We start from the raw sequence: 21,266 nt of genomic DNA, 5'->3' as shown, positions 1-21,266 counted from the left end.
TCCGAGGGCGTCATCTGTAGACGATACGGACGCAGCTCGCGGCGGCTCGCGCGCGGGCCTTCGCGCTCGCCAGGTCCGCGGCGGCGTTCATGGAGTAGCCGACGCGGTCGGTGCCATCGCCGAACGCGACCAGCCGGTCACCGACGCCCACGGAGATGAATTTCTCCAGGAAACCCGGAGACCCATCGAGCTCGTCGAAACCTTCGACCGCGGCGACCTCGCCCGTCGTGCGGCAGAACCAGTGCACGGCGACGGCTCGACGGAACGGCTTCAGCGCAGGGACGCGCCGGCTGAGGAGCGTGGCGAGGACGATGCGATAGTAGTTGTTGCCGGAGGCCGCCTCGATGAGCTTCGCCACCCGTCCGCCGGGGATGCGGCCGTTCAGCTCGATCACGAAGAGCCGCCCATCGTCGCGCCGGCGCAAAAGCTCGAGATGCACGACGCCGTGGCGCACGCCGACGGCCTCGAGGACCGCGACGCCATAGGCATGGACCTCGGCCTGCGTCTCCGGCGAAAGGGCCGAGGGCAGCGCGTGCCCTATCTCGATGAAGTTGTCGCCGACGACGGTGGTCTCGGCCAGCACGAGCGGGGTGATCTGGCCCTCGCCCGCGACGATGAGCTCGAGGGTCAGCTTGTCGCCTTCGATGAACTCCTCGACCAGCCACTCGGCACCGATCTCGAGGTATCGATACCGGGTTCGCGCAGGCTCGCGGCCGTTGCGGAAGGCCTTCATGAGCCCGTCGGCATCGAAGGCCTTCATCACGCCCACCTTGCTCAGACCGTTGACGGGCTTCAGCACGACCGGGAACGTGAGCCTCGGCAAGAGCGCGGCAAGCTCTCGTTCGGTCGAGAATCGGTGGAAAAACGGCGTCGGGAACCCGTGTCGCTCGAGGATGCGGCGCTGCTGGTACTTGTTCCGGAGCACCCGCCCGACGACGCTGCCGTTCGAGTGCAGCCCGAGCCTCTCGCCCGCCACCGCCGCGAGCAGGACGCCCTGCTCCGTGCCGGGGAAGATCGCCGCGGGCGCGACGGCGAGCGCGCGGATCTTGGCGACCGCCTCGTCCGCCGCCTCGTCCGATTCCATATCCGCCTCGACACGCACGAGGTGGTCGGCGAGCGCGTGCACGTCCTCGGGCGCCCGCTCCGACGCCGACGTCACCACGATGACCCGGTGGCCCTGGGCCTTCGCCTCGCGCACGAAATCGGAGCCCTGCGAATCGCTGGTCCGGAGCGGCCCGATCACGATCAAATCACTCATGTTGTTCCCCTCGAAGTCAGGCCGGGCAGCCGACTGCCGGCCAGCAGGTTGATGTCCTTGATGATGCGTTGATGATCGTCCGCCTTGCGGGCGCCGAGCCTCCGCCGGTTATGGGCGAGGGTCTCGGCGCTGAAGGGGAGCCTCCCGGGATCGAGATAGCGGATCGAACGGTCGGGCCCTCGCGCCGGCAGGACGTCGCCGCGCGCGGAGCGGCTCGGCGAGAACGGGATATCGAGCAGGCCGCGCTCGAATGCCGAGGCCACGGACTCGACCAGATCGTCCGTGCCGAGGTCGTAGACCGCCGCCAGGATCTCGTCGACTTCCCGCGTGATGAAGGAGCGCTCCTCCGCGACTCTCTCGGAGCTCGCTTCGCCTGCCTGCTCGGCCACGCTCGTGCTCGCGAGGCTCTTGCAGAGGCGAATGCAAAAGGCATTGGCTTCCTTGGTCGGGACGCCGTGGGCCTCGAGGTGCGTCTTGTTGATGAGCTTCGTGGCCTTTCCAGCCGCCGCCGACACGACCCCGGACGCGATCAGCGCGAGCGCGGCGGTCATGTCCTTCGGGAACACGCCCATCCACTGGTGAAAGGACGTGAAGATCTCGACGTCCGGCAGCCCCAGGCGTCGCAGGTGCTCGGCGCAGAGGCGCGGGATCGCGGTGAGCGCGGCCATGTCTTGATAGAAACAACCGGCCTCCGGATAGCCGATCGTCACGGCACGCACGCCCTGCTCGACGGCCAGGGCCATCTCGAGGATGCTGATCGCGATGCTGATGGACGGCGGCGTCAGCACCGCGGTGAGCGGGCCGAACGTCTCCCGGTCGATCGTTTGCACCTCGGAGGCGAGGCCGGTCAGCCGATCGACGTATTGCCAGGCGCGCAGCGATCGCCGGAGCGGCACGGCCTTGCTATAAGGGAGATTGTACGAGATTCCGCCTCCTTCGAATGACGTGAGGCCTGCGCGATAGGCCACCTCGGCCAGCAGCCGCCCGTCCGGTGAGCCGTGCCGTACTTGCAGCGGCACGCCCACGGCTGCCTCCAGCGTGGCGGCGCGGGCCGCGCCGTGATGGATCAGAGGATAGCCGTTCAGCTCCGTCGTCGTGGCCGCCTTTTCATAAAGGTTGAGGCGTGTGTAGGCGTCGATCGTCAATGTCAGGATATCCGGCTCGCCATGGATCTTGAGGAACCGCAGGAGCTCCTCCATCTCCGCTTGGCCACCGACGCCGCAGCGCGGCTGGATCTTGAGCGCGCCCCCCCCGCTGCCGAGGACCTCCGTGACGCTCGGGCACGTCCGCGCCGCGAGCGCCGCGAGCGTCTCCTCGAGCGGGAACGCTGGGATCGGCGCATTCCGGAAGAGCTCGCCGCGAAGGGTGAGCAGGTCCTCGAGCTCGAGCTTCATCACACCGCCTCCGGCAGCCGGGCGCCATGCGCCGGCGGGACGAGCTTTCGCAGCGCTTCGCGGGCGTCGTTGAACGATTGGAGGACCGTGAAGCCAATCTCCGCGAACCTCGCCTGGACTTCGTCCGCATCGCTCACGGGCCCGAGGGTGACCTTGCCGCCGATGAACAAGGGGACGGAGCACGCTCGGATCGCGAGCTCGTCTTTCAGTCCGGACAGGTCGCTCAGCGCGTGACCATTTTGTCCGCTGATGAAGACCGCGATCGGGCGAAGGCGGGCGACCGCGTCGGCGATCTCGGAGCTCGGCGTCGTGACGCCGAGGTTCATCACCCGATAGCCATGCTTCTTCAAATAGAGCTCGAGGAGCTTGCAGGCCACGACGTGGCAGTCCGATTCCGGGACGGCGAGGAGAACGAGGGGCTCGAATTCACGCATGGCTCGCTCCATTCACGGCGCGGACCGGCGCCGGTGTTGCCACGTAGACGGTCTCGCAGGTTCGAGACAACGCGGAGAGCGCTGCGTCGAGGGCCGGCACGAACCCCCATACCTCCGTATAGGGCGGCCATCCGGGCGCGCCTGCATCGATATCCTTCTGGCGCGCGTAGGCGTAGTTCATCCACTCCCGCGATCGCGGGTGGCGGTGATGGTAATCGTGGCATGGCGTGTCGCCGACGAGCACGAACAGGCGCGCCGGCAGGTGGACGAACAGCATACGAAGCGCCCACCGCGCCCAGGCGACGGCGGCCGAGATGCCACCGAGCTCGGGCGAGGGCGTGGCTTCCCCGAGAAAAATGCCCGTCGAATAGCTGGCGACCAGGGCGCGGCCGGGCGGCTGCCTCTCGGCCACGGGGGCGGGCCATAGGTGCTCGGACGAAAGACGCAAGCAGGAGCTCACGTTGTAAAGGAGCACGATCGGCACGAGCCACGCGACGGCGAAGACCAGCTCGGCCCCGAGGATCACGACGATGGCGAGCACGGCGCCCCAGAAAATCACATAGGCCGCGAGCTCGGATGGCGAGCCGCGCGCGACGGACGCGATCCGCTCCGCCGTCATCCCCAGGTGATAACGTGGTGACACGAGCGTGAGGAGCAGGCGCCGCCACAGCTCGGGTTTGCTCATGCCCGGGCGGAGGCCGACCTTGTCGAAGAGGAACACCACCGTCGGATCGCGGCGGGTCATGTGGTGTTGCGCGTGGTGCAGCTCGATGTGTTTCGCGCGGTAGCGCTTGAACGGCTCGATCGTGAGCAGCAGCGACAGGGCCGCGCCGACGAGCTCGTTCACCCGGCGGCTCCCCGAAAAGGTCCCGTGGGCGCACTGGTGTACGATCATCAACTGCAGCTTGCGCGCGCCGGACACCGTCACGAGCCAGGTCAGCGGGAGCAGGCCAAGCTGCATGCCGAGGCCACGGCTCACGAGCGCCGCGCTCGCCGCGACGCCCACGATCACGAAGGCTCCGGGCACGAGCAGGTGGCCGTGAGGAGAATGGTTGCTCGCCTTCTGCCCCGGCAGCGCCTTGCCCGTCAACCAGGTCAGGAAGGGCTGGCAAATGCCGGGCAGCACGCTCATCGTCCCGCGAACGTCGACGTCCATCTTTTCCTCCAGGATTGTCGTGCAGAGGTCTCGCGCGCGCGCCTCGCCATGGCGGCGGCTCGGCGCCGGGCTCACGTGGGAGCGGACGTCTCGCGCGGTGGTTCGTCGCTCTGTCGCGCAATGGAGGACGCGACACGTCGCTCGGACGACCAGCTCGAGAGGCGCGATGCGCACCGCCATCGCAATGCGCATGCCACGCAGGGTTCGGCGCGCTCCGCGTCACGCGCGCCCCAGCGTCGACTTGCGCCGAGGGCAGGACGTTGCGCGATCACGCAACGCAAGAGCGAGTGCCGTGCGCGCTTGCTCCCGGCGCGCCCGCTCCGGAATCACGAGGGCGCGCTCCTCTCGTTCGAGGAGGCCTTTGCGGAACGACCACGCGCCCGTAGCTACCCTCGCGTCTCCAGACGTTCGATCCGCCTCGGGTGACCGTTACCCGCGCCCGATCGAGCGTTCGATCCGCCTCGCGTCACCGTATCCTCTGCGTCTCCAGACGTTCGATCACCGCCGCGTCGTCGGCTCCTCTGCGTCTCCAGCCGTTCGATCGCCCCTCGCGCCACCGTCGCCGATGCGTCGCCAGACGTTCGAGCGCTCTCGCGTCACCGTGACGCGCGCCCGATCGAACCTTCGATCACCCACGCGTCACGCTCCCCCGACTCGCTCCGAACGTTCAGCGACCCTCGCGCGCCCGAAACCTGCTTGTCCTGAATGCATTTTTCCGGCGCGCGTTCAACGACCACCCCGACGTTGCATCGCCGCGTCGTGGCCGACCAACGAACACCACCGGGCCATCGGCCCAGGGAGCCCCTCATGCGCAAGTATCGCAGCAATGCCTCGTCCTCGGTCCGCTTCGAGTATGGCGTCGAGCTCGCGGCCGGCCTCGCGCAGTTCCCCGAGACCGCCTCCGCCGCGCTCGACATCCGGGCCGTGAACGACGCGCTCGACAGCCAGCACCAGGAGCGCCGCGCCCTCCGCGTCCCCGTGGTCGAGACGCGCGCCGCCGCCCGCTTCGCCGAATACCGCGCCGAACGCATCATCCGCTCCGCACTCCGGGCCGCCGAGATCGAGGACGGCGGGCGCCGCGGGAGGATCTGCGCCGCCGTGTTCCCGAAGGGCTCGACGCCGATCCTCACGCCCGCCGGCAGGGCGCAGGTGAAGTCGATGCAAGACCTCGTCGACCGGCTCGATCACGCCAAGGTGGCGGGGATCGAGGCATACCGCAATGCATGGTCGCCCAAGCTCGGCGCCGCGCTCGCGGACCTTCTGGCCGCCCTCGACGCGCGCGACGAGGCGCTCGCCGCCCACGACGTCGCATTCAAGGCGGAGCTCGCGCTGCGCGACGCGCATCACGACGCCGTGGACCGGGCGATGGGCGTGGTGCGAGCGGCCTTCCCGCGAGATCGCGAGCTCCAGGACGTGATCTTCCCGGTCCTTTCGGCCGCGACCACGAAGAGCGAGGATGTCCCCGTCGAGGAGGCCGACGAATCCGGGGCGCCTGCCATGCCGGCGCAAGGCTGAGGGAGGCGAGGGGCTTCGGCTGGGGCCGCCGCGCCGGGGCGCTGCCCCGGGCCCCGCGGGGGCTATCCGCCCCTCGACCCGGACCAGGCACGGCCTGGACCGAGGGTGGAAGAACTGCGCTTCGCGCAGTTCTTCCAACGGGCCCGTCGGACCGCGTTGCCCGTCGAAAAGGCAGCGCGGCTGTCTTGTTTGGCAGGGTCGTCGCCGGTCTTGCCTCGACCTGTTCGATGAACTGCGCATCGCGCAGTTCATCGACCCCGGGTCCAGCGCTTGCGCTGGTCCGGGTCCAGGGGCGGATAGCCCCTGGTGGGGCCTGGGGCAACGCCCCAGCGCGGCGCCTCCCAGACGACGCCCGCTTACGACGTGCGTGCGAATCCCCCATGCTTCGTGCGGGAACGTGGGTTTTGCCATGGACCTCGTACGAGGATTGGAAGGAGTTTCGCCATGATTCGATTCGCCATTACCTCTATGCTGGCCCTCGGCCTCGCATCCGCCAGCTTCACGGCCCTCGCGGCGGACGACGCCGCGCGCGAGGACTCTGCCGACGTGGAGCGCGGCCTCGATACCCTGAGGGTCATCAGCAAAATCGACCGCACCTGCGAGATCTGGGTCAACGGGTCGTTGCGGGCGACCATCGGCCCCTTCGGCAATAGCGGCATCCTTTCCACCGCGCCGAGCAGCGCGGCTCGGACGGAGATCATGGCTCGCTGCGAGAACGCCATTTACTTGGAGATCGTGACCGAAACGCGTCGTCATTGCGATCTCACGATCGACCCGAGGGTGACTGGGTACGATCTCCTCCGCGGGCCCTGCCACGACTGAGCTCCCGCGAAATGTGCGCGCGTTCCCGGTCCCTCGTGATGGCGGTCCTGGCCTCCCTTTCGGTCGCCGCCTGCGGGGCGCCCGCCGAGGAGCCGCTGGCCGCGGCGCTCGCGCTCGTCGGCGGTACGCCCGTCCCGGCCGGGCAATGGGAGACCGCCGTCGCCGTCACCCGCCATGGGCTGATCACCTGTTCGGGCACGCTCGTGCACCCGCGCCTCGTGGTGACGGCTGCGCATTGCGTGCGCGGCCTCGACGATCCGGAAGCCTTGCAGGAGGCCGGCGTGCATGTCGGGCCGGGCGCGGAAGGGGGCGCCGCGCGGCCCACGGTGGCCATCGCGCGGGCGGTCATGCACCCGCTGTACAAGAAAGCCAGCCCCGAAGCCCTCTTCGGGCGATACGACGTGGGCCTCGCGATCCTCACCGAGCCACTTCCGGCGATCGCCACGGTGCCGCTCTTGACGGACGTCGCCGAGACCCGGGAAGCCCTCGTGCCGGGCCGGGAGCTCCTCCTCATCGGGTATGGTTTCCGGGACCGCGAGGAGGACGTCGCCCGATATGGACTCAAATACGCCGCGTGGACCCGCGTCGCCGCCGTCGGCCGCGCCGAGCTCAGGGCCGGGGGCGCGGCGGCCGATGCTTGCGCCGGCGACAGCGGCGGCCCGGCCCTCGTGCGCCTGGAAGGCGGCTCTTTCCGGCTCGTGGGCCTCGCGTCGCGCGGGCCTGATCCCTGCGCCGACGACGCGAGGCCGGGGAAATGGAGCATTTTGCGCGAGACGGCGTGCTGGATCCAGGAGGAATCGGGCGTCGATCTCGCGCTCGGGGACCTGGATTGCGCGCCCCCGTCGCGCGCCTCGCAGGACGAGCCAGAGGGCGAATCGTTTCCAGCGCGATGCGAGGCTGCGAAGAACATGGGCCCCGGTCCGCGGCGCACGCTGCGGGCCATCGCCGCCGCGCTGGGGGAGCCGGCCTCCGCGGCGGACGCGCCCGATTGCCAGCGCCTCGGGGAGCGCCTCGCCGCGACGGAGGCGCTCTCGCTCGATGACCTCGCGCTGACGGACCTCTCGCCGCTCGCCGGACTCGCGGGGCTGCGTCGCGTCTCGCTCCGCGGCAACTGGCTACGGTCCCTCGCGCCACTCGAGCACCTGCCGGACCTGCAATGGGTGGACGTCACCGCAAACGGCGTGGACGACCCGGAGCAGGCGCGACGGCTCGAGGCGCGCGGCGTCGCGGTGGTGGGTGGGGATGCGCAGCTCGCGCAGTAGGATCCGCGAGCCGCGCATCCGCGCGGGCTACGTCGTGGGGCAGTTCCAGAGCCTCTGGAGGTACGCACACGGCAGACAGCCATCCTCCGGGTCGCAGTACAAATCGGACGCGCCGGGCGCCTCCCCGGCGGTGATCGAGCAGGTATTGTTCCCGAACGGGCCAGGCATGACCACCAGCGCCCGCAGCTCATAATCCCGGTGGCATTTCCAGATGCCCACGGGCGCCGAGCTACGCGCGGCGTCCACCGCCGCCGCCGCGTTCGACGGCTCGTCCCATGGCCCCGACACGCTGGATGCGTCCTCCGACCCGCAGCCGTTCACGAAGGCGAGCGCTGCGAACAGCGCAAGCCCGAATCCCGTCATGATGGCGCGACCGGCTCGATGAAGCGTTTTCATGATGGCCTCCCTTTTCGAATTCGTCAGAGCGGATCACGGTAGGGGCATGCCAGGCGGACCCGCAGTGTCTGGCAATCCGGGCAAGTCATGAAGCTGCCAGCGACGCTGCAGAAGCGCCTCGAAGAACCCTGGAGCGCTGGGCCGAAGATCGTGCAGCTCGAGTTCCCGTACGGGCCGGGGTAGGCCACCATCGTCCCGCTGTGCAACCCCCCGTCGAGGGTGCATAGGAACATGCCCGGCGGAGCCCGGGTCTGCAGCTCATCCTCGGCCTCCGCGCTGGATGGTTCGACGGATGGTTCCCCCTCGCCTTCGTCGGCGTCCGCTGGCGCACAGCCGTGCACGAGGGCGAGCGCAGCCATGAGCGCCCTACCGAACCCGCTCTGGAGAGCGTGACCCACGGGACGAGAATTTTGCATGCTTGCCTCCATGTTTTCATCGAGAGCCGGCGTGCCCGTGCAGCGCCGACGAACCTCGAACGCCTGGTTGCAATGCGGATGCCCCCTCGCCGCCGCGTCGAAAACGATCACTCCGCGCGGCTCGTGGATGGATGGCGCCGACGTGCTGAGCTGCGACGGGTACTGCTTCGAGCGGGAAAAGAAGGGCTTCGCGGGCAGCTTCGAGCACCACGTCGCTTCGACGCGAGGGACGAGGAGGTGCCGCCGCCTCCTCGTCCCGCATCAAGCCGGGCCGCTCACGGCGCCATGACGCATCCGAGCGTGTCCTTGAGATCCACACAGTCAGGGCACGTGCCGAGTAATGGAGGCGCGGGGAAGCAGAAGATCCTCGACGAATCGCGCGGCTCCGAGGCGGCCATCCTGCAGGTCGGGATCGCGCCGGGTTCGCTAACGACCTCCAGCGACCCGATCACCAGCCCCTGCGCGAGGGTGCATGTATAGACGTGGCGGACTTCGCGGCTCTGCAGGTCCTCGGTGACCTCGTCGCTCGATGGGTCACCGGGTTGCCCCGCGACATCCCCCACCGCACAGCCATTCGCGAAGGCGACCACGGCCAGAAGCAAAAGCCCGAGTCTGGTCGGATCTGCGCGACACCTGTCGCGTCGCTCGTTCATGGTTTGCTCCTTTGTCGATCGAGGCGGGACGGGGGCGAGCCTCATTTCTCACGAGCCGACCCGCCGGCATGGTCGAGGTTCGTTGGACAGCGCTAATTGATCATCTGGCATCCCCATCCCCTTGCGAGTGAGTCGCAATCCGGGCAGGTGATGAGGATGCTGCCCGGGCAGTACAGCAGAGACGCAGCGGGGGTGTACCCGACGTAGATGCGACATTGGCCGCCGGCGTAGGTCACCAGCGACGCCTGGAACAATCCCCCTCCGGTCGTGCACGCCCACTGGCCCACCGGGGGTGCGGCCGCCAGGTTTTCGGTTGCCTCTCCGGGCGCCAGATCAGCGGATTGCTCCGACTCGTCGGCGACGTCCTCCGACGCGCAGCCATTCACGAGAGCGACCGCTGCCAAAAGCGAGAGGCCGAAACCGATACGGAGAGCGCGACCCATCTGATGTCGAGTACTCATACTTGCCTTCCTTTCGATCGAGGCCCAGCACGCCAGGGCAGCGCCGGGGAACCTCGAACGCCCAGGTTGCAATCGAGATGCCGTGGGCATCCGTGATCAGGTGGCACAGCGTGATGCAGCGCCGCCCGGCGTGCCCGCGGGCCATGTGCTGGGCGAGAGCATTCCGCGCGCGATCCATCGACGACGAGCGACCACGCGTAGGCGCCGTCCACCACGAGCGACGACGTGGGCGTGGAGGGGACTGGAATGGCGGGTAGGAGCAGTCTTCTGCAGATCCGCGCTACTCGACCATGCTGCCCGAAAGCCCGTGGGCGATCTTCGGCCAGTGAATGCACGGGCATGCTCGATGAAGATTGCTCGGGATGGCCTTCCTTTTCGAGCTCATCGGCTCTGCGCACCGTAGGGGCACGAAAGATCGATCCGGAGGGCCTGGCAATCCGGACAGGTCGTGAAGACGCCCGTCCCGGTGCAGTAAAGCTTCGAGGAATCCGCGAGCGCCGGCGTGACGATGGAGCAGAGCGAGTTCCCCCACGGGCCGGGGTAGGCCACCATCGACGCGGATACCAACCCCCCGCTGACGGTACATTGGTAGCTCACGGGCTCCCTGGTTTGCAGCTCATCCGCGGCCTCCTCGCTGGGTGACTCGACGGATTCTTCCCCCCCGCCTGCGAGGGCGTCGTCCACCGGCGCGAAGCCGTACACGAGGGCGAGCGCAGCCAGGAGCGCCATTGAAAGATGATTGCGCATGCTTGCCTCCATTCTTTCATCGAGAGCCGGCGTGCCGGCGCAGCGCCGACGACCACCGAACGCATGATTGCAATGCGGATGCCCCCTCGCCGCCGCGTCGAAAACAATCACTCCTTCGGCGAGAGGGACGAGGAGGAGCCTCCCTCGTTCCGTATCGAGCCCGGCCGCTCACTGCATCATCGTGCATTGGAGCCCGTCCTTGAGAGCCAGACAGTCGGGGCAGGTGCCCGGAGACGTGTTCCCAGGCGCGGGGAAGCAGAAGCTCCTCGACGAGTCGGGTAGCTCCGTGGCGGCTATCCTGCAGGTCGGGGTCGCGCTGGGGGCGCTGAAGACCTCCAGCGACCCGAGCACCAGTCCCTGCGCGAGGGTGCACGCATAGACGCGGCGGTCTTCGCCGCGATCCTGGTCCCCGGCGGCCTCGTCGCAGCCATTCGCGCAGGCGACCGCAGCCAGAAGCAAAAGCCCGGGCGCTCTGGGAAAAGCGCGATACGTCCCGCCCCGCTTGTTCATCCTCTGCTCCTTGTGTATATCTGCGAAGAAGCACTTGCCGTCCTTTTCGATGGAAGCACAGCGTGTCCACGCAGCACCGGAGAAACTCGACCGCCAATTGCAATCGATATGCCGTGGGCATCCGTAACCCGGCGGCACAGCGTCATGTAGCTCCGCCCCCGCTGGATATGCCGAGCGCAAGCAATCTGGGTCCGGCGGATCGACGAGCGGGATCCGGCCATCCGACGACGCGCGAGGAGTCGTCCATCACAATCGACAAAGTGGACGCGGAGAAAACCGGAATGGCAGGGAGGAGCAGCTCTCTCGCAGATCGGTGCTCGTCGACCACGCTACACGAACGCGCGTGAGCGATCGTCTGGCAGGTCACGCAGCGGCGGGGGAGCCGTCGTTGCGGGAGGCCAGGGGCGAGGTCCCGAGCGATGCCCAGGGGGCGCGGCGCGCCTGCGGAGCACCATGGCGGGCGGGACGAAATCCAGGCGGACCGGGGCGAGCGCGGGCCCGATCGATCCGCGTCCCTGGCCCGACCGCGCGCCGGACGGGCGAGGCGGCGACCTCGAGCGCTTTGCGCCCGAGCGTGACGAGCGACGGTGGGGGGAGGGGAGCGGGAAGGGAAAACGGAGCACGCGAGACGGGAAGAGCAGGATCCCGCTCGGGAAGTTCGTACAGTCGTGTAACATCCGCCAGCCCGCTTCGTTCATCCGTACGTATGCCGCGTTCGCCTCGCTCCGACCGCCTCCGCCGCTTCGCGCCGCCAGCGCTCGTGCTCACGGTCTCGCTGCTCGCGGCCTGCTCGAAGAGCCCGCCGCCCGCGCCGCCGCCGCAGCCCTACACGGCGCAGCCGTACCCGCAGCCGTATCCGGCGCAGCCGTATCCGCAGGCGCAGCCAGCGCAGCCGGCGCTGGGCTCGGCGATGCTGGACATGATCGCCGCGGCGCAGAAGACGATCCCGTGCCCCCTGCCGGGGCTGCCGCCCGAGGTGGCGCGGCTCATCGATTGTGCGGCGATCCGGACCGCGACCAACGCCGTCGCCTACGTTCCCAGGGCGATCGCGGCGGGCTCGCTGCCGGCCCAGGTGGACCATCGCGCGCAGGGGCTGACGGGCCCGGTGAAGGATCAGAACCCGGTGGGCGCGTGCTCGGGGTTCGCGATGTCGTCCGTGATGGACAACGCGATCCGGCGGCGGGGTCGCTACGACGTGGTGTCGCCCCTCCATGTCTTCGCGACCTACACGCAGCCGAACGATCTCGGCGTCCTCAAGGGCCGACCGCTCGCGGTCGATCCGGTGTGGCCTTTCGACAAGGTGAAGGCGTGCCGCATCTCGTCGCCGGCGCATGGCGGATATTGCCAGTCCGACGCGGGCGTCTTCCCGGGCTCCGGCGCGAACGACCCGATGCTGCTGTCGGAGCGAGCGCGCGCCGATTCGATGGGCGCCTACCGCATCGACGCGCTCGAATACATGGAGGCCAAGGACATCGACCAGATGGCGCTCCTGCTCGCGGAGGGAGAGGCCGTGTGGGTCGCGCTCGCGTTCGATCGGCAAGCGTGGGACTGGAACAGCGTGCGCTCGGGATACCTGCCGTATTATCCGCGCCAGGACGGCATCGGCCACGCGGTCGTGCTCCAGGGCTATCGCACCGGGCCGACGGGGCGGGAGTTCCTGTTCCAGAATAGCTGGGGGCCGAACTGGGGGCTCGGCGGGTATCTGTGGATCCCCGAGTCGATGATGCGAACGCACCTGCTCCACGCGTACCGCGTTCGCGTGAGCGACGCGGCGGGCGCGCCGTACGTGCCGCCCTCGGTGCCGCAGGCGCCAAACGTGCCCGCGGCGAGCTGCCCGCAGGGGCAAACGGCCGTGCTCGGGGTATGCCTGCCTCTCCCAGGCGGCGGCGCGGTTCCTTCGCCCGGCGCGATCCCTCCGCCGAGCGGGCTCCCGCCGATGGGCAACTGCCCGGCCGGCACGGTGCCGAACCTGCTGGTCCCTGGCCAGTGCGTGGCCGTTCCCAGCGGTCTCTGATCGTCCGAGCTCAGGACTGCGCGTCGCCGTCTGGAGACGCAGGCGCGAGCGGTGTGATCCGGATATCGGGAAAACATTCCCGCGCGAGCTTCATCACCTGCTCTTCAATCGACTTCGCCGCCTCGTCGTCGACGTGGCCCGCGCGGCCAATGACCGACGCCCGTAGCGCGGTGTCATAAACAATGAGCACGGCGCGGATGATCTGCGCCTCGCGTTCGGTACAGGGTGCGCTGAACGAGACCTGCATGATCGCGAGTGTGCGCAGGTGTTGGCCCGACCTGCAAGAAACCCGCGACGCGCCTCAGCGCGCGTCCGCCATGGGCGCCCTGCGCATCAGGGCGATGGCGCCATGAATCGTGGCGGCGCAAAGAAGCCCGATCAACGCGGCCGGAACGGCTCCATAAACCATGGTGGCCACGAGCGGCTTGCCGAAATAATCCCACGCGGCCTGCGCCAGACCGAACGCGTGGTCGTGCTCGATCTGAGCAGCGCTCGCCAGCGAGAGCAAAAACGCGGAGATCGCGAGGGTCCCGAGGCCGAAAAGCGGTCCCCACGCCACGGCCGCGCCCCCGCGTCGCTCGATGGCGCGCCCCGCGAGCCCGCCGAGCCACCACACCGAGGCCCCGAGGCCGAGCAGCGTGGCCAGGATGATCAGGCCGAAGCCGGGCTTGTACGGGACGCGGAAATCGAACAGCGCAAGCACGAAGAAGATCGTCGCCACGGCAAAGAGGGCCGTGACGGCGCGGCCGAGGAGAGTCCCGAGGTGGAGAGAGTCGTGGGGCATCGTGGAAGTCATGCCCCGTCGCCTTCGCAAGCATGATGCCATCGCGTTTCCAGGCCCGCGCGCCGCGATCCGTCGCCTCCCTCGAAGCCCGCCGTCGAGCTCGACCGTCCAGCCCGTGGACACCTCCCTCCACCCGCTGGACATCGTGGCCGACGCGCGCCCGCGAATCCTCGGGGAAACGTCATGGCACCGCAATTGCGATGCACGGACGAGCAGAAAACCCTTGGAGGAACCATGAGGCGAATTCGCGTCACGCCGGAGGTCTGGAAGGGAGCCGTCATCGGGGCAGCGACGCTCGTCGTTTTCCTCGTGGCTTATGCCCTGCTCAGCTTCGCGCTCGGAAGAGCGCACGGCGCAGACCCAGCCGAGCACGCGCAAACGGTCACATTTCTGGGGGCCATCCTGCTGCGCACCCTCGTGCCCGCAGCGCTGGTCGGGGGGCTGCTCGGCGCGGTCGCTCGAGGCGTCCGCAAAGCACGCCGTATCAAGCTCGTCGGGGCAGCCCTCATCAGCTACTTCGTGGTGTTCCCCGCCGCAATGCTCACGTCCGGTGACACCACGGCCATACACTTCGGTGTTCTCACGAGCGTATTTCTCGCCCCGCTCGCAGCACCGTTTCTGGTGTTGGCCGCAGTGATCCTCGAACGCTGCACCCGCCCCGGCGTGCCGAGGGATGCGCGCGGGTAGTGTCATCCGGGGGCCGCTGCGCTGGGGCGTTGCCCCAGGCCCCACCAGGGGCTATCCGCCCCTGGACCCGGACCAGCGCAAGCGCTGGACCCGGGGTCGATGAACTGCGCGATGCGCAGTTCATCGAACAGGCCAGGTCAAGACCGGCGACGACCCTGCCAAACAAGACAGCCGCGCTGCCTTTTCGACGGGCAACGCGGTCCCACCGGCTCGTTGGAAGAACTGCGCATCGCGCAGTTCTTCCACCCTCGGTCCAGGCCGTGCCTGGTCCGGGTCGAGGGGCGGACAGCCCCCGCGGGGTCCGGGGCAGCGCCCCGGCGCGGCGGCTGCATTGTGATCACGGTGTCCACTCGCTGTGTACGATGCCGACCGTGTACCAAGCGCCCTCGTACGCTTCGCACACCACGCGGAGCACGGCCCCGTCGTGCTCTGCGTCATTCGGGGTGCTCGGTGGGCGACGGCGCTGGATCACGTGGCCGTGGGGGTATGCCTTGGCGAGGTCGGACTCGAGCGTGTCGACGTCGAAGGCTGCGGCCTCGTAGCTCGCGGCGTCGCTCCCCGCGGCTGGCTCCCATCCCGATGCCGGATGGAGCACGAATCGTTCGAAGTATGCCGCCGGCTTCATCCGAATGCGTTCGTCGCTTTCGGCCAGGTTGCCCCAGTCGCGCACGGCGTCGTCGTCGAATGCCCCGCGGAGCGCGTTCGCGTCGAGCACCACGTCTTCTTCCGGACGCACGAAACCGAAGGGCGTGAAGCGGATTCCGCGAACCGGATGGGCGGCGGCGGCGAGGGCGTCGCCCGACCGCGCTTCGAAGGCGGCGATCACGCGCTCCGCGCACGCGTCGACCGTGGCGACGCGCGCTTCCGTTTGCGGAGCGGAGCTCGCCGGTTTCGAATCCGCGCTGCACGCGGAGAGCGCGCCGCCGAGGAAAACGGCACACGCGAGACCGAAAAGGTCGTCCGAGCTCGTGGAAAGCATGCCGCTCCGCCCAGGCAAGCGTGATGCCATCACGCTCCGAGGCCCGCGTCGCGCGGTTCGCAGCTCGACGTCGAGCTCGACTGTCCAGCCCGTGGACACCTCCCTCCACCCGCTGGACATCTCGGCCCGCGCTCGCCCGTGAATCCTCGGGAAAACGTCATGGCACTGCATTTGCGATGCACCGCCGAGCAGAAAAGTACCTTGGAGGAACCATGGGACGCATGCGCTTCACATCGGAGGTCTGGAAGGGAGCCACGCTCGGCGTGGCGATGTTCGTGGCGTTTTTCGTCGTGTATGCCGTGCTCGGCTACATGTTCGGAGGCCACATCGATCCGGATCTCGACGAGCACCTGAAAGTGCTCGCATTCCTCGGCCGCATCCTCCTGGCCGGCCTCCTGCCCGCGGCGCTCGTAGGTGGGCTGATCGGCGCACTCGGCCGAAACCTCCGCAAAGCACGCACCCTCAAGCTCGCCGGCGCCGCCCTCCTCGGATCTTTCGTGGTGATCGCCGCGACGTTCGCAATCCCATCCACAGAGCCCCTGACAGCAGCCTGGTTCGGGCTCCTGATCGGCGTCGTATTCGTCCCACTCCTCGGGCCCTTCTCGATCGTCGGAGCCGTGATCCTCGAACGCTGGACCCGCCCAGGCGCGCGGACGGATGCATGCGGGTAGCCGTTGCGCTGGGGCGTTGCCCCAGGCCCCACCAGGGGTTGTCCACCCCTGGACCTGGACCAGCGCAAGCGCTGGACCCGGGGTCGATGAACTGCGCGATGCGCAGTTCATCGAACAGGCCGAGGAACGAGCCCTGCCAAGCAAGACAGCCGCGCCGACATTTCGACCGGCAACGCTGCCCCTGGTCTTCCAACGGGCCCGTTGGAAGAACTGCGCGGAGCGCAGTTCTTCCACCCCGAGTCCAGGGCTTGCCCTGGTCCGGGTCGAGGGGCGGATAGCCCCCGCGGGGCCCGGGGCAGCGCCCCGGCGCGGCGCCCCCAGAAGCGACCCTCCCTGTCAGCGCAACCCGTACCGATCCAGCTTGTTCAGCAGGCCCTGGCGTGACAGCCCGAGCCGCTGCGCGGCCTGGCTCCGGTTGCCCTGGCATTCGGCGAGGGCGCGCGTGATCTCTGCGCGCTCCAGGCGCTCGATCTTTTGCTCCAGCGTGAGTGACGTGTCCTCCCCAGGCGCCTCGACGGCCGCCGCCGATCGGGAGCGACGGAGGGCAGGGGAGAGATCTGCTTCGAGGATCTCCGCGCGGCCGGCTGCCATCACGAGGGCGCGTTGCATCTCGTGCCGCAGCTCGCGCAGGTTGCCCGGCCAATCGTGGTCTTCGAGCCGCCGGAGGGCCTCTTTCGACAGCGTCGTCGGCCCGGCGCCTGGCACGAGTGCCCGCGCCTCGTTGAGGAAATGCTGCGCCAGGACTGCGAGATCTCCGGTTCGATCGACGAGGCTCGGCAGCGTGATTTCGATTCCCCGGATGCGCCAGTACAGGTCCTCGCGAAAGGTGCCCGTGCGGACCATCTGTTCCAGCGGCCGATGCGTCGCCGACACGATGCGCACGTCGACGCGCACCGGCTTTGCGGCGCCCACGGGCAACACCTCGCCCGATTCGAGCGCGCGGAGCAGTTTTACCTGCAGCGCGAGCTCGAGATCGCCGATCTCGTCGAGGAACAACGTCCCGCCGTCCGCCTCCACGAAGAGACCACGCCCGTCCGCGATGGCGCCCGTGAACGCGCCTTTCTTGTGACCGAACAGCGTCGATTCGAGCAGCGACGGCGCGAGCGCCCCGCAGTTGATCGCCACGAACGGCTTCTCGCGTCGACGGCTCCGCGCGTGCACCCGCCGGGCGAACAGCTCCTTCCCGGTGCCCGACGCGCCCGTGACGAGCACGGGCACCTCGGCCGGCGCGGCGCGCTCGGCGATGGAAAGCGCCTCCATGAAGGCCGGCGAGCCGCCGAGCAGGCCAGCTTCGCCCGTCGCCGCGAGCTGACCTTCGAGCTCGGTCACGCGGTCTTCGAGATCGAGCCGCGCCCGGGCCCGCGCGAGCACGGCGAGCAGCACGTCGGGGTCGACCGGCTTCTCGATGAAATCGTAGGCTCCTCGCCGCACGAGATCCAGCGCGAGCTGCGTCTCGCCCGTCCCCGACACCACCACCACCTTCACGCGTGGCTCGGCCGCGAGGAACACGTCGAGCAGCGCGGCGCCCTCCTTCGGCAGGCCCGAGGGCGGCAGCATCAGGTCGAGCAGCACGAGGCGCGGGCGCTTCGCGAGGAACGTCGCGCGGGCCGGCTCGGCGGAACCGGCCTCCAGCACCACGAGGCCCTCCGCTTCGAGGAGGGTGCGCCAGGCGCGCCGGAAGCCGGCGTCGTCGTCGACCACGAGAATCGAGGCGGAGGCTCCGTTCATCGGGCGCGAGTCTGGACCATGGGGGCGGCGTTGACCACGCGCGCCGTCGTCGGAAACCGGGCGATGAAGCGCGCGCCGCCTTCGGGCGGACGCTCGTGGCGGAGTGAGCCCCCGTGCCGCTCGGTCCAGCGCGCCGCGATCGCGAGGCCGAGACCCGTCCCGGGGTGCGAGGCGTCGCGGCCGCGCCCCGTGACGAACGGCTCGAAGAGGCGCGGCTCGATCTCGACCGGGACGCCGGGCCCGTCGTCGGTCACGCGCACGACGGTCTCGTCGCCCTCGCTCGTGACCTCGATCCTGACGCGACCGCCGCCGCCCGCGGTCGACAGGGCGACGAGCGCGTTGTGGACCAGCACCTTCACCACATCGCCGAGCGCCGCGCGGTCGAGCTCGGCCGAGAGCGCCGCGTCGCCGGTGACGTCGACGGGCGGGGCGAGATCGCCGAACGCGGCGCGCGCGGCCTCGGCGGCGCGTGTGACCTCGGCGAGGACCGGGGCGACCGCGAGATCGAGCGGGCGCGGCTTGCCGTAGCGCAGCAGATCGTCGAGGAAGCGCCGGGCGTTCGCGATTTCTTGCCGCAGCCCGGCGAGCGTCTCGGGGTCGGCGCCGCGGCGCTCGAGGATCTTGGCCTGCGCGAGCATGACGCCGAGCGGATTTCGGATCTCGTGGGCGACCGCGCTGACGATACGACCCATCTCGGCCAGCCGCTCGGCCTGATCCGCGCGCGCCTCGCTGCGGTCGACGGCCTCGGCGAGGTCACGCACGCCGATGGGATCACGCGCGACGCGCCGGCCGATCCCGTCGACGACGATCTGCCGCAGCGGATCGAACGGCAGCGCCGCGAAGAAGGTGACGACGAGCGCGCCGGCGACGAACGCGGCCGTCGAGCCCTGCGCCGGCACGAGGTACGGCAGCGCGAGCGCGTATCCCGTCGCGAACACCGCCGAGACGCTCGCCGTGAGGACGGCGTAGACGATGCCGCTCCGCACGAGGGCCCTTGCTTTGCCTTGCTCGCGGCCGAGCGTCGCGTGCGCGGCGAGCAAGGTCGAGCCGAGCATGAGCGGGGCGGCGATCCAGAGGGGGCCGATGCCGAGGATGAAGGCGCTGATGGTCCCGCCGCCGCCGAGGCAGCCGAGGACCGCCGCGCCGAGCAGCGTGAAGAGGGCGCCTCGCTCGTCACCGGCGGCGTTCTGCGCGCGGGCCGCGAGGTAGGCGAGCATCGCCACGGCCGCCGCGACGCCGAGGACGGCGAACGGAACGAAGGCCGGCCCGATGCCGCGGGCGCCGGGGCCGTAAAGCAGGCGCGGGGCCACGGCGCCGAGCGCCGCGAACGCGCCGGTGGCCATCCAGGTGCCCGCGACGAGCTTGCGCCGGGGTTTTCCCGCGAGGGCCTCGGCGGCGTGGATGAAGCCTGCCCCCTGGACGATGCCCGAGGGGAGCACGCGCTCGGCGATGTGGCTCGTGCCTGGGGTCGTGAACAGCACGAGGCCGGTTACCCAGACGCCTTGCGCGAAGCAGAGGAGCGGGAGCGCGTAGCCACGCGAGCGCCCGAGGCGCAGCGAGACGAACCCGACGAGGAGGGCGAGGGCCCAGACGGGGTAGAAGGCGAAGGCGGAGAGCGCGCTCATGGGGGGCGGGGGCGGGACGATGCTATAGGCCCGCGCATCATGGAAGGGGGCGCCGGGGGGCCACGTGGTCCACGTGGCCCCGACGTCGATGCCTAGAGGTCCGGATAGGCTGTCCAGATGCCCGCGCGTTCGGGCGTGCGCACGGCGTAGACGACGCCGGGCTCGGGCCAGAAGAGCTCGCCGGATTCGGCGGCGCCGGTATCGATGTCGAGCTGCTGTCCGGTGGCGAGGCCCCAGGCCCCGAGGGTGCCTGCACCGAGCGCGTCGTCCCAGTCGTGAATGTAGCGGAGGGTGCGCCCCTGGGGGACAAAGTCCGGGGTCATGCGGTGGACGCCCGGGATCCGGAGCGCTTCGGTCAGCGTCGCCGTGTCGAGCACGACGAGCGTCCCGAGCTCCTCCTCGGGGTCCGTGAGCGTGGGGAAATAGCCCTTCATCCCTGCCCATCCCTCCCAGAAGTTCTCGAGGAGCGGAGCAAAACCCCCCTCCGGCGTCCATTTTCCAAGCGTGGCGGTCGCGCCGTCGTGATCGAGCTCGACCAGAAAGTCCTCCTTGCGCGGCCAAGCAAACCAGGTGGGGCTCGGATTCGTCCCGACGAGCACGGGCTCGCCGTCCCCCGGGACGGCCCAGAGCTCGCGCTTCTTCCCAGGCTCCTCGCGCTCGAAGAAGACCCACGACATCGAAATGCGGTTGGCGGCAAGCACGGACGTGACCCCGCTGGAGAAGACGCGTTTGTCCCCCGTCTCCCGGTCCAAAACCGCGAGCACGCCGGCCGCGCAGTCGTCCCGGTAGGTGAGCTTCAGCGGGGGCCCCCCCAAGCCGTATTGGGGTTTGCACGGCGCGGCCGTCGTGGGGATGGCGATGGGCCCGGGGTCCCCCGGTTTCAGCACCCAGAGCCCCGTCGCATCCACATAAGCCGCCTCGTCTCCGGCAAACGCGACCGCGACCTCGGTGACGCCCTCGCCCGCGGTTTGCAAGATGTTCCCCTCGAGATCACGCACGACCAGGTGCCCGCCCTCGATCAACCAGAACTTGTCCCCCGCGTATTTCCAGAAGCTCGCGCTCTCGGCGATCGTGTGCACCGAGTCGGCCCAGGGATCGATCTTCACGACCTCCCCGGACGTCGTCCGCGCGGCGTAGACCTTGGGCGTGGACCAGCCGATGAGCTCCACCGGCGCTTCGACCGAGGGCACGCGCATGCGCTCCACGCAGGACGCGTCGAAGACGCGCAGGTCCCCGCTCTCGGCCCCGAGCTCTCCTTCGAGCGTCAGGATACGTGTCGGGCGAGGGTCGACGCGCGGCTCGTTCACGCCGAACCCGGGAGGGGGTTCCGGCTGGGCCGTGTGGTAAAAGAATGCCTTGCCCAGCGAGCAGGTGCGCTTTTCGCCGTCTGCGAGCGAGACCAGGTTGAGCTCCTCGTCCCCCGGCGCGCGCTCCTGCTGCGCCAGGACGAAGGTCCCGTCGGGCTCCGATCCTCCGACGAAGAGCCCGTGATAGAGGCCCTCCGCGTGCATCGCGGGGCTGCGCTCGATCTCGACGTCAGCGCTGCACGCGGGGAGCAGCGCCGCGGCAAAGAAGCCGAGGGCGGCGAGCGCGCCCCGTCTCCACGTTTCCCCCGACGCACCACACCAGAACCCTCGCAGCGTTCGTCCGTGCACCATGCGAAACCTCCACGGGGGCCATGAGTTGCCGCGGGGGGGATGGTCATTCGAGTGCGCAGGAGGCGGGGATGTGCTTTCGGGGGCCACGTGGTCGTG

The 21,266-nt window shown here is 69.4% G+C and carries 22 protein-coding genes; 7 read left to right on the top strand and 15 right to left on the bottom strand.

Features of this window, described 5'->3' with window-relative positions:
• Positions 1–10 precede the first annotated feature (10 nt).
• Genes QHF83_RS37220 through QHF83_RS37205 form a run of 4 tightly spaced genes read right to left on the bottom strand, consistent with a single transcriptional unit; the run spans position 11 to position 4,242 of the window.
• Positions 11–1,258 carry an ATP-grasp domain-containing protein gene (locus QHF83_RS37220; RefSeq protein WP_282422803.1) on the bottom strand — a complete coding sequence of 416 codons (1,248 nt, stop codon included), beginning with the start codon at positions 1,256–1,258 and terminating at the stop codon, positions 11–13.
• Positions 1,255–2,652, bottom strand: coding sequence for a methylaspartate mutase subunit E (locus tag QHF83_RS37215; RefSeq protein ID WP_282422802.1), 1,398 nt, complete (start codon positions 2,650–2,652; stop codon positions 1,255–1,257). Before QHF83_RS37215 ends, QHF83_RS37220 begins: the two co-directional genes overlap by 4 nt.
• Complete coding sequence (locus tag QHF83_RS37210; protein ID WP_282422801.1) at positions 2,652–3,086, bottom strand: cobalamin-dependent protein; 435 nt, start codon at positions 3,084–3,086, stop codon at positions 2,652–2,654. Before QHF83_RS37210 ends, QHF83_RS37215 begins: the two co-directional genes overlap by 1 nt.
• On the bottom strand, positions 3,079–4,242 hold the full coding sequence (locus QHF83_RS37205; RefSeq protein ID WP_282422800.1) for a fatty acid desaturase: 1,164 nt from the start codon (positions 4,240–4,242) through the stop codon (positions 3,079–3,081). Before QHF83_RS37205 ends, QHF83_RS37210 begins: the two co-directional genes overlap by 8 nt.
• 807 nt (positions 4,243–5,049) lie before the next feature.
• Between QHF83_RS37205 and QHF83_RS37200 the strand changes: the two genes are divergently transcribed.
• From QHF83_RS37200 to QHF83_RS37190, 3 genes are all read left to right on the top strand, one after another.
• On the top strand, positions 5,050–5,757 hold the full coding sequence (locus QHF83_RS37200; protein ID WP_282422799.1) for a hypothetical protein: 708 nt from the start codon (positions 5,050–5,052) through the stop codon (positions 5,755–5,757).
• Positions 5,758–6,201: 444 nt separating this feature from the next.
• On the top strand, positions 6,202–6,579 hold the full coding sequence (locus tag QHF83_RS37195; protein ID WP_282422798.1) for a hypothetical protein: 378 nt from the start codon (positions 6,202–6,204) through the stop codon (positions 6,577–6,579).
• 38 nt (positions 6,580–6,617) lie between these two features.
• Positions 6,618–7,841: a trypsin-like serine protease gene (locus QHF83_RS37190; protein WP_282422797.1), complete on the top strand. Its 1,224-nt coding sequence runs from the start codon at positions 6,618–6,620 to the stop codon at positions 7,839–7,841.
• 27 nt (positions 7,842–7,868) lie between these two features.
• On the opposite strand, the gene QHF83_RS37185 is transcribed toward QHF83_RS37190, so the two are convergent.
• Positions 7,869–8,237 (bottom strand): hypothetical protein, encoded by a 369-nt coding sequence (locus QHF83_RS37185; RefSeq protein ID WP_282422796.1) that lies wholly within the window; start codon positions 8,235–8,237, stop codon positions 7,869–7,871.
• 23 nt (positions 8,238–8,260) lie between these two features.
• Positions 8,261–8,653 carry a hypothetical protein gene (locus QHF83_RS37180; RefSeq protein WP_282422795.1) on the bottom strand — a complete coding sequence of 131 codons (393 nt, stop codon included), beginning with the start codon at positions 8,651–8,653 and terminating at the stop codon, positions 8,261–8,263.
• 10 nt (positions 8,654–8,663) lie between these two features.
• Here QHF83_RS37180 and QHF83_RS37175 point away from each other — a divergent pair, with 10 nt between their 5' ends.
• Complete coding sequence (locus tag QHF83_RS37175) at positions 8,664–8,942, top strand: hypothetical protein (protein ID WP_282422794.1); 279 nt, start codon at positions 8,664–8,666, stop codon at positions 8,940–8,942.
• On the opposite strand, the gene QHF83_RS37170 is transcribed toward QHF83_RS37175, so the two are convergent.
• The 3 genes from QHF83_RS37170 to QHF83_RS37160 form a co-directional block, all read right to left on the bottom strand.
• Positions 8,929–9,306 carry a hypothetical protein gene (locus QHF83_RS37170; protein WP_282422793.1) on the bottom strand — a complete coding sequence of 126 codons (378 nt, stop codon included), beginning with the start codon at positions 9,304–9,306 and terminating at the stop codon, positions 8,929–8,931. The genes QHF83_RS37175 and QHF83_RS37170 overlap by 14 nt on opposite strands.
• Positions 9,307–10,148: 842 nt before the next feature.
• Positions 10,149–10,514 carry a hypothetical protein gene (locus tag QHF83_RS37165; protein WP_282422792.1) on the bottom strand — a complete coding sequence of 122 codons (366 nt, stop codon included), beginning with the start codon at positions 10,512–10,514 and terminating at the stop codon, positions 10,149–10,151.
• A 168-nt stretch (positions 10,515–10,682) separates the two neighbouring features.
• The gene (locus QHF83_RS37160; protein ID WP_282422791.1) at positions 10,683–11,024 is read right to left on the bottom strand and encodes a hypothetical protein; all 342 of its coding nucleotides are present in this window, start codon (positions 11,022–11,024) and stop codon (positions 10,683–10,685) included.
• 706 nt (positions 11,025–11,730) lie between these two features.
• Between QHF83_RS37160 and QHF83_RS37155 the strand changes: the two genes are divergently transcribed.
• A complete protein-coding gene (locus tag QHF83_RS37155) occupies positions 11,731–13,038 on the top strand; it encodes a C1 family peptidase (protein ID WP_282422790.1) in 1,308 nt (435 codons plus the stop codon).
• 10 nt (positions 13,039–13,048) lie between these two features.
• On the opposite strand, the gene QHF83_RS37150 is transcribed toward QHF83_RS37155, so the two are convergent.
• A complete protein-coding gene (locus tag QHF83_RS37150) occupies positions 13,049–13,285 on the bottom strand; it encodes a hypothetical protein (RefSeq protein ID WP_282422789.1) in 237 nt (78 codons plus the stop codon).
• A gap of 54 nt (positions 13,286–13,339) precedes the next feature.
• On the bottom strand, positions 13,340–13,822 hold the full coding sequence (locus tag QHF83_RS37145; protein WP_282422788.1) for a hypothetical protein: 483 nt from the start codon (positions 13,820–13,822) through the stop codon (positions 13,340–13,342).
• Between the two features lie 234 nt (positions 13,823–14,056).
• Between QHF83_RS37145 and QHF83_RS37140 the strand changes: the two genes are divergently transcribed.
• Positions 14,057–14,509: a hypothetical protein gene (locus QHF83_RS37140; RefSeq protein WP_282422787.1), complete on the top strand. Its 453-nt coding sequence runs from the start codon at positions 14,057–14,059 to the stop codon at positions 14,507–14,509.
• Between the two features lie 337 nt (positions 14,510–14,846).
• Here QHF83_RS37140 and QHF83_RS37135 read toward each other — a convergent pair whose 3' ends face one another.
• The gene (locus QHF83_RS37135) at positions 14,847–15,488 is read right to left on the bottom strand and encodes a hypothetical protein (protein ID WP_282422786.1); all 642 of its coding nucleotides are present in this window, start codon (positions 15,486–15,488) and stop codon (positions 14,847–14,849) included.
• Between the two features lie 221 nt (positions 15,489–15,709).
• Here QHF83_RS37135 and QHF83_RS37130 point away from each other — a divergent pair, with 221 nt between their 5' ends.
• Entirely contained in the window at positions 15,710–16,159 is a 450-nt protein-coding gene (locus tag QHF83_RS37130) for a hypothetical protein (RefSeq protein ID WP_282422785.1), read from the top strand.
• A 336-nt stretch (positions 16,160–16,495) separates the two neighbouring features.
• Here the strand turns inward: QHF83_RS37130 and QHF83_RS37125 are convergent, their stop codons facing one another.
• The 3 genes from QHF83_RS37125 to QHF83_RS37115 form a co-directional block, all read right to left on the bottom strand.
• The gene (locus QHF83_RS37125) at positions 16,496–17,887 is read right to left on the bottom strand and encodes a sigma-54 dependent transcriptional regulator (RefSeq protein WP_282422784.1); all 1,392 of its coding nucleotides are present in this window, start codon (positions 17,885–17,887) and stop codon (positions 16,496–16,498) included.
• On the bottom strand, positions 17,884–19,512 hold the full coding sequence (locus QHF83_RS37120; RefSeq protein ID WP_282422783.1) for a HAMP domain-containing sensor histidine kinase: 1,629 nt from the start codon (positions 19,510–19,512) through the stop codon (positions 17,884–17,886). Before QHF83_RS37120 ends, QHF83_RS37125 begins: the two co-directional genes overlap by 4 nt.
• Positions 19,513–19,604: 92 nt before the next feature.
• Complete coding sequence (locus QHF83_RS37115) at positions 19,605–21,170, bottom strand: hypothetical protein (protein WP_282422782.1); 1,566 nt, start codon at positions 21,168–21,170, stop codon at positions 19,605–19,607.
• Between the last annotated feature and the right edge of the window lie 96 nt (positions 21,171–21,266).

The organism is Polyangium sp. 15x6, assembly GCF_029960785.1.
Taxonomy (GTDB): Bacteria; Myxococcota_A; Polyangia; order Polyangiales; family Polyangiaceae; genus Polyangium.
Note: the sequence above shows the minus strand (reverse complement) of the source record. Positions and strands in the feature narration are given on the sequence as shown.